Below are 15,400 nucleotides of genomic sequence, written 5' to 3'. Positions count from 1 at the left end.
CGCAGCATTTCCGTCTATCTATATCTTGTCTGTCTCCATTCCGACCACCACACACTTCCAGTGCGGACGTTTTCTTTACGCGCGTGACCGGCGCCCCCTGGTCATGGGCATTCTTAACGTTACGCCGGACTCGTTTTCCGATGGCGGGCAGCACGCCACGCGCGATGCGGCCTTGCGCCACGCAGAGCAATTGATCGCCGAAGGCGTCGACATGATCGACATCGGCGGCGAATCGAGCCGGCCTGGTGCCGAGCCGCTGAGCCTGCAAGCGGAATTGGACCGCGTGATGCCCATCGTCGAGGCGCTGCGCGATTGCGGCAAACCGCTCTCGATCGATACCTACAAGCCCGAGGTGATGCGCGCCACGCTGAATGCAGGTGCCGATCTGATCAACGATATCTGGGGCTTCCGCCGCCCGGGCGCCATTGAGGCAGTGGCCAAGGGCAATGCGGGTTTATGCGTCATGCACATGCAGCGCGATCCCGAAACGATGCAGGAAGCGCCCAGCTATGCGGATTTGATGGGCGAGGTGGAGGCTTTCCTCCGCGTGCAAACGGAGGCGCTGCTGGCCGCCGGCGTGGCGCCTGAGCGTATTTCGCTTGATCCGGGATTTGGCTTTGGCAAGACGCCGGATCACAATCTCACCATGCTCAATCGCTTGGCCGAGTTCCAGCGGATCGGTCTGCCGCTGCTGGCCGGGTTGTCGCGCAAATCGACGCTGGGCGCCGTGCTGGGCGGGAAACCGCCAGCCGAACGCATCACGGTTAGTGTGGCGGCAGCGCTGCTGGCCGTGGAGCGGGGCGCGTTCATCGTACGGGTGCACGACGTACAGCCGACCGTGGAAGCGATCCAACTCTGGTGGGCCATGCGTCATGAGCGCGTAAATCCCCCACTGGACTGACAGCCGCCCCAGCCTCACGCGGCTGGGGGTCAAGCGAACAGAGGATTGCCCGGCGATGGCCGGCGCCTTACAAACAACAAAGAAAGAAACATTCTCCAGGAGAGACTCCCAATGTCCAGGAAGTATTTCGGCACCGACGGCATCCGCGGGCGTGTCGGTGAAACCCCGATCACGCCGGATTTCGTGTTGCGCCTTGGGTATGCTGCGGGCCGAGTGCTGGCCCACGGCGGCGAAACGCATGGTCACGGCCGTCCTACCGTGCTGATCGGCAAGGACACGCGCCTATCGGGTTACATGCTGGAAGCCGCGCTGGAAGCGGGCTTTACGGCAGCCGGCGTTGATGTGCTGATGAGCGGGCCGCTGCCCACGCCGGGCGTGGCATATCTGACGCGTGCATTGCGGCTGTCGGCTGGTGTGGTGATTTCTGCGTCACATAATCCGTATTACGACAACGGCATCAAGTTCTTCTCGGCCACGGGCGACAAGCTGCCCGATGAAACCGAGCTTCAGATCGAGGCTGAGCTGGAAAAACCGATGGCGTATGCCGCCTCCGATGCGCTGGGCCGCGCCCGCCGTATCGAGGATGCCGCGGGCCGCTACATCGAGTTCTGCAAGAGCACGTTCCCGAGCGACCTGAACCTGTTCGGCATGAAGGTCGTGCTGGACAGCGCGCATGGCGCGGCCTACCACATCGCACCGCACGTGTTCCATGAGCTGGGCGCGGACGTGGTGTCGATCGGCAACCAGCCGAACGGTCGCAACATCAATGACGGCTATGGCGCGACGGCGCCGGGCAAGCTGGTCGAGGCCACGCGCGAGCATGGCGCCGACATCGGCCTGGCCTTCGACGGGGATGCCGACCGCCTGCAGGTGGTGGACCGCAATGGCCGCCTCTATAACGGCGACGAGCTGCTCTACGTGATGGTGCAGGCGCGCCGTGCAGCGGGCCAGACCGTGCCCGGTGCAGTTGGCACGCTGATGACGAATCTCGCCGTGGAGTTGGCGCTCAAGGCGCAGGGCGTCGAGTTTGTACGCGCCAAGGTGGGCGACCGCTACGTTCTGGAAGAACTCAAGAAGAACGGTTGGCTGCTCGGCGGCGAAGGGTCGGGTCACTTGCTTTGCCTCGACAAGCACAGCACCGGCGACGGCATCATCTCGGCGCTGCAGGTGCTTGCGGCATTGCGCCGGAGCGGTCAGACGCTGGATCAGATGCTGGACGGCGTGCGCCTGTTCCCGCAGAAGCTCATCAACGTGCGCGTTGAAAAGGGCTTTGACTGGAAATCGCATGCAGGTTTGCAGACGGCGCTGAAGGCCAGCGAGGCTGAGCTAGATGGCAAGGGGCGCGTGCTCATTCGCCCCTCCGGCACAGAGCCGGTCGTGCGCGTGATGGTGGAAGCGCAGGATGCTGAACTCGCCAACCAGCATGCGGAGCGGCTTGCTGCGACGTTGCAGTGAACTCTTGCCCACTCAAGTGGTAAGTCCAAAAGCGGCCTGCGGGCCGCTTTTTCTATGCGCGCGTGCCGACTTTCATGCCTTGCAGGTCAGTTATGAGAAGTTTTCGTGTTGTCACAGAAGTGTCATTTGGGCGGCCTAAAGTTCGGATGTCAAAAATCTGTCATCGCTCAACCGCTCCTCGGAGAACTCATGAAATTGGTCAAAACCGCAATCGCTGGCGTGGCTGCACTGGCTTTCGCTGGTGCCGCATTTGCTGTTGACATCACTGGCGCTGGCGCAACGTTCCCGGCACCCGTCTACAACAAGTGGGCGGCCGACTACAACAAGGCGACCCAAACCAAGGTGAACTACCAAGGTATCGGCTCGTCCGGTGGCATCAAGCAGATCACGGCCAAGACCGTGGACTTCGGCGCATCGGACATGCCGCTGAAGGACGAAGAGCTGAACAAGGATGGTCTGATCCAGTTCCCGACCGTGATCGGCGGCGTGGTGCCTGTGATCAACCTGCCGGGCGTGAAGCCGGGCGAGCTGACGCTGAACGGCCAATTGCTGGGTGACATCTACCTGGGCAAGATCAAGAAGTGGAACGATCCGGCCATCGCGAAGCTGAACCCGAAGGCCAAGCTGCCGGACCAGGACATCCTGGTGGTGCGCCGTGCTGACGGTTCGGGCACCTCGTTCATCTTCACGAACTACCTGTCGAAGGTGAACCCGGAGTGGAAGAGCAAGGTTGGCGAAGGCACGACCGTGAACTGGCCGACCGGCACGGGCGGCAAGGGCAACGAGGGCGTGGCCGCATTCGTCCAGCGTCTGGGCGGTGCAGTTGGCTACGTTGAGTATGCCTACGCCAAGCAGAACAAGATGACGTACGTGAATCTGCAGAACAAGGCGGGCACCACCGTGCAACCGACCGCTGAAGCCTTCAAGGCCGCAGCTGCCGGCGCAGAGTGGAGCAAGTCGTACTACCAGATCCTGACGGACGAGCCGGGCAAGGACGCATGGCCGATCGCAGGTGCAACCTTCATCCTGCTGCACAAGACGCAGGCCAAGCCGGAGCAGGGCGCTGAGGTCATGAAGTTCTTCGACTGGGCCTACAAGGGCGGCGACGACGCTGCGAAGAGCCTGGACTACGTGCCGCTGCCGGACGCTGTGAAGAACCAGATCCGTGCAACGTGGAAGTCGAGCGTGAAGGATGCTTCGGGCAAGGTTGTCTACAACCAATGATCGTTGCCAGCTGCATAGCGATGCGTAAGTAGGTGCAGCACAAGGTGCGGAGGGACAGTAAGAACGGCCCTCCGCATCATTCCAAAAGCTCCTTTCACGGCTCACCGATTTCCCTCATGGCCACGCTCTCTGATTCCTCCGGCGCTTCCCGTATGCGCGCACCCAGCCGCCTTGGCGATCTGGTGTTTGGCGGCCTGACCCGCCTTGCCGCAATCGTGACGCTGTTGCTCCTGGGCGGCATCATCATTTCGCTCATCATCAGTTCCTGGCCCACGATCCAGAAATTCGGCCTGTCGTTCCTGTGGAATTCGGAGTGGGATCCGCCCTCCGACATCTATGGCGCGCTGGTGCCCGTCTACGGCACCCTGGTCACGTCGCTGATCGCGCTCATCATTGCCGTGCCTGTGAGCTTCGGCATTGCCCTGTTTTTGACCGAGCTGTCGCCGGCCTGGCTGCGCCGACCGCTCGGTACCGCCATCGAGCTGCTCGCTGCAGTGCCGTCCATCGTCTACGGCATGTGGGGCCTGCTCGTGTTTGCGCCGATCTTTGGCGAGTACTTTCAAAAGCCGCTGGCCGCGACCGTCGGCAAGATTCCCGTCATCGGGGCACTGTTCCAGGGCGCGCCGATCGGGATCGGCCTGCTGTGCGCGGGCGTGATCCTGGCGATCATGATCATTCCGTACATCTCGGCGGTGATGCGCGACGTGTTCGAAATCACGCCGACGCTGCTCAAGGAATCCGCCTACGGCGTGGGCTGCACGACGTGGGAAGTCATGTGGAACGTGGTCCTGCCGTACACCAAGGCGGGGGTGATCGGTGGCGTGATGCTGGGCCTGGGCCGCGCGTTGGGCGAGACCATGGCCGTGACGTTCGTGATCGGTAACACCAACCTGCTGTCCGATGCGTCGCTGTTCTCGCCGGGCAACAGCATCACCTCGGCGCTCGCCAATGAATTTGCGGAAGCAGGCCAGGGCCTGCACACCGCGGCGCTCATGGAGCTGGGCTTGATCCTGTTCGTCATCACGTTCATCGTGCTGGCGGCGTCCAAGTTGCTGCTTCTGCGCCTGCAGAAGAGCGAGGGTCAAAAGTGAACCAACGCGATCTGCCTGACGCTATGAGACCCAACACCATGCGTACGTCTTCCATCCCTGCCGTCCGCGCCGACTCTGAAAAGATCAAGGCACGCCTGCAGGCCCGCCGCCGCAACGTCAACGGGATTGCGCTGGCACTGTCGCTCGCCGCCATGGCTTTCGGCCTGGTGTGGCTGGCGTGGATTTTGTGGACCACGCTTTCGCTGGGCGTGGGCGGCCTGTCGATGTCGCTGTTCACGGAGATGACGCCGCCGCCCAACACGCCCGGAGGCGGTCTCGCCAACGCCATCGCAGGTTCGTTCCTGCTGGTCGGCATGGCCACGCTGATCGGCACGCCGCTGGGCATCCTCGCGGGCATTTATCTGGCCGAGTACGGCAAGACGTCGATGCTGGCGAGCGCTACCCGTTTCATCAACGACATCCTGCTGTCGGCCCCGTCGATCGTGATCGGCCTGTTCGTGTACGCCGTCGTGGTCGCGCGCGTGCAGCACTTCTCGGGTATTGCCGGCGTGCTTGCACTTGCGCTGCTGCAGATTCCGATCGTGGTCCGCACCACCGAGAACATGCTGAACCTGGTGCCCAACGCCATGCGCGAAGCTGCCATGGCGCTTGGTACGCCCAAGTGGAAGATGATCCTGTCGATCACGCTCAAGGCATCGTATGCCGGCGTGATTACCGGTGTGCTGCTGGCCGTGGCGCGCATTGCCGGCGAAACCGCGCCGCTGCTCTTCACCGCGCTGAACAACCAGTTCTGGAGCCTGGATCTGAATCAGCCGGTGGCCACGCTGCCGACCGTCATCTTCAAGTTTGCGATGAGCCCGTTCCCCGAGTGGCAGCAATTGGCCTGGGCCGGGGTGTTCCTGATTACGCTGGGTGTGCTGGGGCTGAACGTCCTCGCGCGTGCCTTGTTCACCAAGAAATGACCATGACTGCTACGTCCCTCGAAGTGCGCACGCAAAGCCCGAAGATCGATGTTCGCGACCTGAACTTCTACTACGGCAAGTTCCACGCGCTGAAGAACATCTCGCTGCAGATTCCCGAGAAGCAGGTGACGGCGTTCATCGGCCCGTCGGGCTGCGGCAAGTCCACGCTGCTGCGTACGTTCAACAAGATGTACGCGCTATATCCGGAACAGCGTGCCGAAGGCCAGATCAACATGGACGGCGAGAACCTGCTGACCTCGCGCATGGACATCGCCCTGCTGCGTGCCAAGGTCGGCATGGTGTTCCAGAAGCCGACGCCGTTCCCGATGTCGATCTACGACAACATTGCCTTTGGCGTGAAGCTGTTCGAGCGCCTGTCACGCTCCGAGATGGACGACCGCGTGGAATGGGCGCTGACCAAGGCCGCGCTGTGGAATGAAGTGAAGGACAAGCTCAACCAGTCCGGCTACGGCCTGTCGGGCGGCCAGCAGCAACGTCTGTGCATCGCCCGCGGCATTGCCATCCGCCCAGAAGTGCTGCTGCTGGACGAGCCGTGCTCGGCGCTCGACCCGATCTCCACCGGCAAGATCGAAGAGCTGATCGCTGAACTGAAGGACGACTACACGGTTGTCATCGTCACGCATAACATGCAGCAGGCGGCGCGCTGCTCCGACTACACGGCGTACATGTACCTGGGCGAGCTGATCGAGTTCGGCGATACCGAAAAGATCTTCATCAAGCCCCAGCGCAAAGAAACGGAAGACTACATTACCGGCCGCTTCGGCTGACCTGCAACAACGCTGAAGCTGAAGCGACAAGGAGAAACCGATGTCTGAGAAACATCTGTCATCGCAGTTTGATACCGACCTGACCTCCATCAGCACCAAGGTGCTGCAGATGGGCGGCCTGGTGGAAGCGCAGATTGCCCGCGCGATGCGTGCGCTGGCCAACTTCGACACCGCGATGTGCGATCAGGTGCTCGCAGTGGAGCAGGAGATCAATGCGCTCGAAATCGAGATCGACGGCGACTGCAACAACATCATTGCGCGCCGCCAGCCGACCGCCCGCGACTTGCGTCTGGTCATGGCCATCTCGAAGACCATCACCAATCTGGAGCGCGCCGGCGACGAGGCCGCGAAGATTGCGAAGCGCACCAAGCGCCTCATGCAAGACCCGTCGGCTCACGCGCTGAACTACGCCGGTGTCGAACGCTCGGGCGAGATGGCTGCGACCATCCTGCGCCACGCGCTGGATGCTTTCGCGCGCCTGGACACCGCCGCCGCCGTGTCGATCCTGCAGGAAGACAAGGCCATCGATGAGGAATTCCGCGGCTTCATGCGCGAGCTCATCACCTACATGATGGAGAACCCGCGCACGATTTCGGTGGCGCTGGATCTGCTGTTCATTGCCAAGGCGATCGAACGTATCGGCGACCATGCCAAGAACATCGCCGAGTTTATTATCTACATCGTCAAGGGAACCGACGTCCGGCATGCCGGGCGCGAAGCACTGGAGCGCGAGATCCAGGGCCAGGGCGAATAAGCAGGCAGGATTGGAGACGTGAGTATGCCGAGCAGTATTCTGGTGGTGGAAGATGAACCGGCGATCGCTGAGCTGATCGCCGTCAACCTGCAGCACGCAGGGCACTACCCGATCCGCGCGTACAACGCCGAGCAGGCGCTGTCGCTGATGAGCGATGTGTTGCCCGACCTTGTCCTGCTCGATTGGATGCTGCCGGGCAAGTCGGGCGTGATGTTCGCCAAGGAGTTGCGCGCCAACGAGCGCACGCGGCAGATCCCGATCATCATGCTGACGGCCCGCAGCGAAGAGCAGGACAAGATCATGGGTCTGGACAGCGGTGCGGACGATTACGTCACCAAGCCGTTCTCGCCCAAGGAATTGCTGGCCCGGATCAAGGCCGTGCTGCGCCGCCGCGCGCCGCAGCTGACCGACGACGTGGTGGCCATCAACGGCCTGAAGCTGGACCCGGCCACGCACCGTGTGACGGCCACGAACGTCGAGGCAGAAAATCCGATCAAGCTGGATCTGGGCCCGACGGAGTTCCGCCTGCTGCATTTCCTGATGACGCATCCGGAGCGCGTGCACAGCCGCTCGCAGCTGCTCGATCAGGTGTGGGGCGACCACGTGTTCGTGGAAGAGCGGACGGTGGACGTGCACATCAAGCGCCTGCGCGCAGCGCTCGCTCCCGGCGGCTACAGCAACATGATCGAAACCGTGCGCGGCAGCGGCTACCGCCTGGCCCGCAATCCGGGGCAATAACGCATCCGTCAGACAAACGCGCGAGCGAGGCTTTTTTCGATCGCGCGTTCACACGCCCGTCGCGGTCCAGCGCTTAGAATGCCTTCATGAACGTCTTCTGGACCCGCTTTGCCGTCTTTGCCGTCCTCATGGGCATCGTCACGGCATGCCTGTACCTCTTCGTCGCTCCTGTCGTTGCGCTGGGCGTGCTCAGCGCAATGCTGCTGGCGATGCTGCTCTATTACATCTACCAGATCCAGCGCCTGTGGCGCGTGCTGGATTCGCCGGCCTATGGCGAGATCCCCAGCGCGCTCGGCCTGTGGGGCGAGGTCTATTACCGCCTGCATCGGCTGATGAAAGGCTGGCGCACCCAGGTGCTGCAGGTCGAGCAACAGCACAGCCGTTTCATCCAGGCCATTCAGGCATCGCCCAACGGCGTGCTGATGCTTGACGGTGAAGACCAGATCGAATGGTGCAACGCGGTGGCTGAAGAGCACTTCGGCCTGTCCGCCAAGCGGGACCTGCGCCAACGCATTACCCACCTGATCCGCCGACCGGAGTTCGTGCGCTACCTGGCGCGCGGCGAGTTCGAGGAGCCGCTCACCATGCATGACGTGGGCCCGCATAAGCAAAGCATCGTTTCCGCCCAGATCTTGCCGTATGGCGAAGACCGCAAGCTGCTGGTGTCGCAGGACATCACCAAGCTGGAGAACACCGAAGCGATGCGCCGCGATTTCGTGGCCAACGTCTCGCACGAGCTGAAGACGCCGCTGACGGTGCTCTCGGGCTTTCTCGAGACGGTGCGCGACCTTCCGTTGCCCGAAGAAGACAAGCGGCGTTACCTGGACATGATGCATACGCAGGCCATGCGCATGCAGCACCTGGTGGAAGACTTGCTGGCGCTCGCCACGCTGGAAGGCAACTCCGAACCACCGTCCCTGGCCCCGGTGCCGATGCAGCGCATGATGCTGCAGCTCCAGCACGATATCGAAGCGCTGTCTGCGGGCCGGCACACGGTCAGCATGACGTGCGACCCAGCCGTGAGCGTGTGCGGCGCCGAGCTTGAACTGCTTTCCGCGTTCAGCAACCTGGCATCCAACGCGGTGCGCTACACGCCGGATGGCGGCAGTATCCGCCTCGATTGGGGCGTGCGCGACGGGCACGCGGTGTACTCCGTTACCGACACGGGAATCGGCATTGCACCCGAGCATATTCCGCGTTTGACCGAGCGTTTCTATCGCGTGGACCGCAGCCGTTCACGCGACACCGGCGGCACCGGGCTGGGCCTGGCCATTGTGAAGCACGTGCTGTCGCGTCACGGCGGAGAGCTGCAGGTGACCAGCGAGCATGGCAAGGGCAGCACGTTCCGCGCCGTGTTTCCGCCGGAACGCACGGTCGTGCGCAGCGCCACCGTGACCGACGAGAGCGTTGCCTGACCCGAACTTCTTCCCGCCACTGAGCCAATGAAAAACGCACGCTGTTGAGCGTGCGTTTTCGTTTGCCTCCCGGTTGGTGGATCAGCCTGCCGATATCTCCACCGGGGCGCGCACCGTGGGTTCCGCCGCCGTTGCCGCCGCTACTGCTGCAGCCGTCTCGGCCGCTGCAGCAGCTTGCGGCGAGAAGTGGTTCAGCAGTTCCAGCTGGCTCACGCGCACGTGCTTGCCGCGCGTCTGGCGCTGTACGTAGCGGCCGTCCTGCTGCATGACCCATGCCGATGCGTTGTCGCGCAGATGCACCTGCAGGCTTTCCCTGATGACGCGCGCCTTGAGCTTGCGATCGAGCACGGGAAAGGCCACTTCCACACGGCGGAACAGGTTGCGATCCATCCAGTCGGCGCTCGATAGATAGACGACTTCCTCGCCGCCGGCATGGAAGTAGTAGACGCGGTGATGCTCCAGGAAGCGCCCGACGATGGAGCGCACGCTGATGTTCTCCGACAGCCCCGGCACGCCCGGCTTGAGCGCGCACACCCCGCGCACGATTAAATCGACCTTCACACCCGCACGCGACGCCTTGTACAGCTCGTCGATGATGGCCGGTTCAAGCAGCGCGTTCATCTTGCCAATGATGCGCGCACGTTTGCCCGCACGAGCGGCACGCGCCTCGGCTCGGATGTGCTCGATCAGGTTGTCGTGCATCGTAAACGGCGAGTGCCACAGATGATGCAGCTTGACCTGCGCGCCCGTGCCCGTCAGCAACTGGAACACGTGATGCACGTCTTCGCAGATCTGCTCGTTGGCCGTCATCAGGCCGAAGTCGGTGTAGAGGCGGGCGGTCTTGGGGTGGTAGTTGCCCGTGCCGAGGTGTGCGTAGCGGCGCAGCTTGACGGTCTTGCCCTTGCCGGACACCTCGCGGCGCACCACCAGCAGCATCTTCGCGTGGCACTTGTGGCCGACCACGCCATACACGACATGTGCGCCGGCCGATTCCAGCTGATCCGCCCAGTTGATGTTCGTCTCTTCGTCAAACCGCGCGAGCAGTTCGACGACGACGGTCACTTCCTTGCCGTTGTGCGCCGCTTTGATGAGCGCTTCCATCACCGTGGATTCGTTGCCGGTACGGTAAACGGTCTGCTTGATGGCGACCACATCGGGGTCGCGCGCGGCTTGCTGCAGCAGTTCCAGCACGGGCGTGAAGCTTTCGTACGGATGGTGCAGCAGGATGTCGCCCTGGCGAATGGCGTCGAACACGTTCGAGCTGTTGGCGATCTGCTTGACGGTGGCCGGCACGTGCGGTGGGTACTTCAGCACCGGCTTGTCGACCATATCGGGCACCTGCAGCAGGCGCACGAGGTTCACCGGGCCCTTGACGCGATAGCAGTCCGTTTCCGTCAGGCCGAACTCCTGCAACAGACGTACTGCCAATGCCGGCGATGTGTCGTGCGCGATTTCCAGGCGCACCGCATCGCCGAAGTGCCGCGTCGACAGTTCGCCCTGCAGCGCTTCGCGCAAGTCCGTGATTTCATCCTCCGACACGAACAGGTCGGAGTTGCGCGTCACGCGGAACTGGTAGCAGCCATGTACGTCGATCTGCGGGAACAGCTCATGCACAAAGCCTTGCATGAACGACGACAGCAGCACGAACCCATACGGGTAGCCCGACAGCTCCGGTGGCATCTGCACAAGCCGGGGCAGGGCGCGCGGCGCCTGCACGATCGCCAGTTCAGCCTCACGGCCGAAGGCATCCTTGCCGGACAGCTCGATGATGAAGTTCAGGCTCTTGTTCAGCACGCGCGGGAAGGGGTGAGCCGGGTCGAGCGCCATCGGCGTCAGGATGGGCACCAGCTCGCGCTGGAAGAAGCTGCGGCACCAGGCACGCTGGGCTTCATTCCAGTTGGTGGTCATGTGGAAGAAGACGCCTTCCTTCTCCAGCAGGGGCAGGATCTCGTCCTGCAACATGGCATACTGTTGCGCGACCAGTTGCCGCACCCGCTCCGAGACCACGCCAAATGCCTGCTGCACCGACAAGCCGTCTGGCGTGACCGACGAAGGGTTGTCGCGCATCTGCTCCTTCAATCCGGCAATGCGGATCTCAAAGAACTCATCGAGATTGCTCGACACGATGCAGATGAATTTCAGCCGCTCCATCAGCGGGACACCCGGATCAGCGGCTTGGGCGAGCACACGGGCGTTGAATTCCAGGATGCCCAGTTCGCGATTGAGCAGATCGCCCGCGGGCAATGTCGACATGTTGCGTTCAGACGGATGACGATCCGGCCACTTTTTCATAGTTCAGTGTCAAATTTGTGACACATCGGATTTGTCACGTTCGGGACACAATAAAGACATATTTTGTTGCGCATTGTTTCGATCGACAATACTCCGCGCCCCCCTGATTTTGCTCCTCTCCCGTTTTCATTCATGAGTCCCACCCCCCGTCTGCTGGCTGCTGTCGACATGGGCTCCAACAGCTTCCGGCTGATGATCGGCCGCGTTGACGAAACCCTCGGTGCCAACGGTGCCAGCAGTACCCAGATCTTCCAGGTCGATGCATTGCGCGAACCGGTGCGTTTGGCCGCCGGGCTTACGCAGGATAAATACCTGGATCAGCCCGCACGCCGGCGCGGCGTCGATGCATTGCGCCGCTTTGGCGACCGCTTGCGTGATTTCCCGCCCGAGCATGTCCGCGCCGTGGCCACCAACACCTTGCGCGTGGCCAAGAATGCGCAGGAATTCCTGATCGAGGCGGAAGCCGCGCTGGGGTTTCCCATCGAAGTGATTGCGGGCCGCGAAGAGGCACGGCTGATCTATCTCGGTGCATCGCATGACGCACCGGCGTGCCAGGGCAATCGGCTCGTCGTCGACATCGGCGGCGGCTCCACGGAGTTCATCATCGGCAACGGCTACAAGCCCAAGCTGATGGAGTCGCTGTACATCGGCTGCGTTTCGCACAGCCGGCATTTCTTTCCAAACGGCAACGTTGACGAATACGCGATGAAGCAGGCCGAGCTTGCCGCGCGTCGCGAGATCCAGGTGCTCGTGCAGCAGTACCGCACGGCTGGCTGGAATCAGGCCGTCGGGTCATCGGGTACGGCACGTGCGCTGGCCGAGCTGATCGAGCTGAACGGCTTCAATGACAAGAGCAACGAACACGGCATCACCCGCGAAGGGCTGGAGCGCCTGAAGCGCGCCCTCGTCAAGTCGGAGAACACCAACCGTCTGAAGCTCAATGGTCTTAAGGCGGACCGGATTCCGGTGCTGCCGGGTGGCCTGTCGATCATGCTCGGCGTGTTTGCCGAACTCGACGTCGACCGCATGGACGTGACCGATGGCGCCTTGCGCCTGGGCGTGCTGTACGACCTGCTCGGCCGAACGCATCACGAAGACATGCGCACGGTGACGATCGAGCAGTTCATGCGCCGTTACAACGTCGACCGCGCGCAGGCGAGCCGCGTTCGCGATGCGGCGACGGCGCTGCTGTCGCAGTTTCCCGATCCGCCCGATGAGCGCCGCGAAGACAATCTCGCGCTGCTGGGTTGGGCCGCCAACCTGCACGAGATCGGCATGAGCATCTCGCACAGCGGATACCACAAGCACTCGGCGTACATCGCCAGCCATGCCGATATGCCGGGCTTCTCCAAGACCGACCAGGCGCGACTGGCGACACTGTTGCTCGGCCATGCCGGCAAGCTTGGCAAGCTCTCGGGCGGCGGTAAGTTCCTCGACTGGCGGATGCTGTTCAGCCTGCGTCTGGCCTTCGTGCTGTGCCGCCGGCGCGGAGCCATCCAGTTGCCAGCCTTGCGCGTGCGCCACAGCGAAGGGGAGCTCAACGAAGGCGGTTTCGAAGTCGAACTGCCGAAAAGCTGGATCGAGCAGAACCCGCTGGTCGAATACAGCCTGATGAAGGAAGCCGATGAGTGGCAGCGCATCGGCCGCCGCTACAAGGTGGTGTACGTGTAAAGCGTTGCGCCGCATCCCAAGCCAAACGGCCCGGAGTGACCCGGGCCGTTTTGCTTTGCGTGGTGTCGTTCGGCGTGATATCAGCGGCGCAGGAAGTGACGTGCGTAGCGCGGGTTGATGTCCGACAGACGCAGCAGCGTGAGGAAGTCGGCGACGTTGAAGTCAGGGTCCCATGCCGGTGCGCCGCAGATGCGGGCGCCCAGGCGCAGATAACCCTTCACGAGCGCAGGCGGCTCGACTTCCAGATCCTGGTTCAATTCATCCACCGGCAGCGCTACGCGCGGGAATGCGTGGTATTCGATCGGCGCGAGGGAGCCATCGTCAACGAAGCTGCGATACAGGCTTGCAGCAAAGTGCCCGCCGTCGCCCATCGACACGCTCGCGCAGCCCAGCATCGATTCGAAACCGTGGCGCTGCATGTATTCGCCCAGACCGGCCCAGAGCGCCATGATGACGCTGCCCGAGCGGTAGTCCCGGTGCACGCACGAGCGGCCGAGTTCCACCATCTTCGGGCGCAGGTGCGCCAGGCGCACGAGGTCGAATTCGGATTCGGAATACAGACAACCGATCTGCTTGGCGGCGTCCGGCCGCAGCACGCGGTAGGTGCCCACCACGCGCAGCGTCTTCTGGTCGCGCACGATCAGGTGGTCACACACCGCGTCGAACATATCGACGTCGAGTTCGGTGTGGGCCGAGGGCAGGCGGGCGCCCATTTCCTCGGCAAACACCTTGTAGCGCAGGCGCTGCGCTTCGGTCACTTCATCCTGATGGCGCGCCCACGAAACGGCCAGAACAGGCTTGTCACGCGCCGGAACAGCTTCGGGTGAGCGAGGAAGGCCCCTCCGAGCGTTGCCCAGATTCAGGCTCGGCAGTGCGTCGATCAACGGCTGGGTGGGCGTAGGCAGGTCTCGCATTCGTGCGTCCCCAAGGGTGGATTTCGGGGCGATTCTAGAGACGCCGCATGACAGATCCGCGACAAAAGCGTGTCAATCGTGACCGTTGCGTGAATTTTGCGTTGCGATGCTGTGACGAAGCGGGTGTGTCAGGCGAGATCGGGATTCATCACCGCGCGCAGAACTGTCTGGGCTTCGTTTTCGCGCATGCGGCGGCAGAGCCACCACACGCCGGCTTTCTTCACGCTCCAGTCCATTTCGGTGCCGGCGATAAGCAGACTGGCGAGGCGGCCGAGCCAAGGCTGATGGCCGACCAGCAGCAGGTTCGTGTTCGAGGGCCAGTCCAGTGCATCGAGGATCGCGCCGACATCCGCCCCGGGCGCAAGTGCGGTCAGCGTCTGGAAATGCTGTGTGAGGGCGCGGGCGGTCTGCTGTGTGCGCACGGCCGGGCTGGCGAGTACGAGTGTGTCGTCCGGTAGCCGAGGGCGCAGCCAATCGGCCATCTTCTCGGCCTGCTTTTGGCCACGCTTGGTGAGCTCTCGCTGGAGATCGGTGCTGCGCTGAATGCGCAGCGATGCGGCCACGTCTTCGGCTTCAGCGTGGCGCCAGAGGATGAGGTTCATGGGGAAGGTTGGCGGCATTGCGTGATGCGGATGCTGTCTTTATAGCATCGTCAGATGACACCAAGAGTCGATGCGCCTCTCCAAAGCAAAACGGCTTACGCAGTGAACGTAAGCCGTTTTGTTTGGATGAGCGTACTTTCGTTGGACGCCAGAATGATAGACGGGGGGGCATTTTGCGGACTTGAGGTCGCCGGTGTCGTTGCCTATCTTGATTGTCGAGGCAATGTTGATTGGGTGAGATGATGCTCGCGAATATCATAAATCGCATTCCGATGTGGGCTTTGGTAGCGGGGTTGCTGGCTTTGTTCGGGTACGGTTATGTAAGCGACCAGTTGGCGAATGAGCCGAACTGTAAGGCCTATAACAAGGCCTATGGCTTAAAGGGAGACTGCGAGAGCGCTGTTTTCAGATGGTTCAAGCAGTAGGCCACGAGAACCTTCGTTGTGCGCAAATGTAGGCGCAGAAGCAGCAAAGCAAAACGGCCTACGTGGTCAACGTAAGCCGTTCTGTTTGCTGCTCAATTCTGGTCGGGGCGGCAGGATTTGAACCCGCGGTCTTCCGGTCCCAAACCGGACGCGTTACCAGACTACGCTACGCCCCGAAGACCGCGATTGTACCGCTTTCGCAACACG

The 15,400-nt window shown here is 62.4% G+C and carries 13 protein-coding genes and 1 tRNA gene; 10 read left to right on the top strand and 4 right to left on the bottom strand.

Annotated elements, in window-relative coordinates:
• Window positions 1–37 precede the first annotated feature (37 nt).
• The 9 genes from folP (at window position 38) to phoR (ending at window position 9,289) form a co-directional block, all read left to right on the top strand.
• Window positions 38–901 carry a dihydropteroate synthase gene (gene folP / locus R2669_RS06440; protein WP_316890097.1) on the top strand — a complete coding sequence of 288 codons (864 nt, stop codon included), beginning with the start codon at window positions 38–40 and terminating at the stop codon, window positions 899–901.
• 111 nt (window positions 902–1,012) lie between these two features.
• Window positions 1,013–2,356, top strand: coding sequence for a phosphoglucosamine mutase (gene glmM, locus R2669_RS06435; RefSeq protein ID WP_147214486.1), 1,344 nt, complete (start codon window positions 1,013–1,015; stop codon window positions 2,354–2,356).
• A gap of 189 nt (window positions 2,357–2,545) precedes the next feature.
• Window positions 2,546–3,580 carry a phosphate ABC transporter substrate-binding protein PstS gene (gene pstS / locus R2669_RS06430; RefSeq protein ID WP_316889415.1) on the top strand — a complete coding sequence of 345 codons (1,035 nt, stop codon included), beginning with the start codon at window positions 2,546–2,548 and terminating at the stop codon, window positions 3,578–3,580.
• Between the two features lie 116 nt (window positions 3,581–3,696).
• The gene (pstC, locus tag R2669_RS06425) at window positions 3,697–4,671 is read left to right on the top strand and encodes a phosphate ABC transporter permease PstC (RefSeq protein WP_027681164.1); all 975 of its coding nucleotides are present in this window, start codon (window positions 3,697–3,699) and stop codon (window positions 4,669–4,671) included.
• Window positions 4,672–4,709: 38 nt separating this feature from the next.
• Window positions 4,710–5,594 (top strand): phosphate ABC transporter permease PstA, encoded by an 885-nt coding sequence (pstA, locus tag R2669_RS06420; RefSeq protein WP_027681165.1) that lies wholly within the window; start codon window positions 4,710–4,712, stop codon window positions 5,592–5,594.
• A complete protein-coding gene (gene pstB, locus R2669_RS06415) occupies window positions 5,591–6,382 on the top strand; it encodes a phosphate ABC transporter ATP-binding protein PstB (protein WP_004634243.1) in 792 nt (263 codons plus the stop codon). The genes pstA and pstB overlap by 4 nt, the downstream gene beginning before the upstream one ends.
• Before the next feature lie 40 nt (window positions 6,383–6,422).
• The gene (gene phoU, locus R2669_RS06410) at window positions 6,423–7,136 is read left to right on the top strand and encodes a phosphate signaling complex protein PhoU (RefSeq protein ID WP_147214488.1); all 714 of its coding nucleotides are present in this window, start codon (window positions 6,423–6,425) and stop codon (window positions 7,134–7,136) included.
• 24 nt (window positions 7,137–7,160) lie between these two features.
• Window positions 7,161–7,874 (top strand): phosphate regulon transcriptional regulator PhoB, encoded by a 714-nt coding sequence (gene phoB, locus R2669_RS06405; protein WP_004634238.1) that lies wholly within the window; start codon window positions 7,161–7,163, stop codon window positions 7,872–7,874.
• A gap of 86 nt (window positions 7,875–7,960) precedes the next feature.
• Entirely contained in the window at window positions 7,961–9,289 is a 1,329-nt protein-coding gene (gene phoR, locus R2669_RS06400) for a phosphate regulon sensor histidine kinase PhoR (RefSeq protein WP_316899289.1), read from the top strand.
• 81 nt (window positions 9,290–9,370) lie between these two features.
• Here the strand turns inward: phoR and ppk1 are convergent, their stop codons facing one another.
• On the bottom strand, window positions 9,371–11,542 hold the full coding sequence (ppk1, locus tag R2669_RS06395) for a polyphosphate kinase 1 (RefSeq protein ID WP_147214490.1): 2,172 nt from the start codon (window positions 11,540–11,542) through the stop codon (window positions 9,371–9,373).
• 171 nt (window positions 11,543–11,713) lie between these two features.
• Here ppk1 and ppx point away from each other — a divergent pair, with 171 nt between their 5' ends.
• Entirely contained in the window at window positions 11,714–13,252 is a 1,539-nt protein-coding gene (gene ppx, locus R2669_RS06390) for an exopolyphosphatase (RefSeq protein WP_147214491.1), read from the top strand.
• Between the two features lie 80 nt (window positions 13,253–13,332).
• Here the strand turns inward: ppx and R2669_RS06385 are convergent, their stop codons facing one another.
• The 3 genes from R2669_RS06385 to R2669_RS06375 form a co-directional block, all read right to left on the bottom strand.
• Complete coding sequence (locus R2669_RS06385) at window positions 13,333–14,166, bottom strand: GNAT family N-acetyltransferase (RefSeq protein ID WP_316899287.1); 834 nt, start codon at window positions 14,164–14,166, stop codon at window positions 13,333–13,335.
• Between the two features lie 128 nt (window positions 14,167–14,294).
• On the bottom strand, window positions 14,295–14,768 hold the full coding sequence (sixA, locus tag R2669_RS06380; protein WP_316899962.1) for a phosphohistidine phosphatase SixA: 474 nt from the start codon (window positions 14,766–14,768) through the stop codon (window positions 14,295–14,297).
• 524 nt (window positions 14,769–15,292) lie between these two features.
• Window positions 15,293–15,369: transfer RNA gene (locus tag R2669_RS06375), tRNA-Pro, on the bottom strand.
• Window positions 15,370–15,400 lie beyond the last annotated feature (31 nt).

Origin of the sequence: Ralstonia edaphi (genome assembly GCF_958350185.1) — a bacterium.
Classification (GTDB): domain Bacteria; phylum Pseudomonadota; class Gammaproteobacteria; order Burkholderiales; family Burkholderiaceae; genus Ralstonia; species Ralstonia edaphi.
Note: the sequence above shows the minus strand (reverse complement) of the source record. Positions and strands in the feature narration are given on the sequence as shown.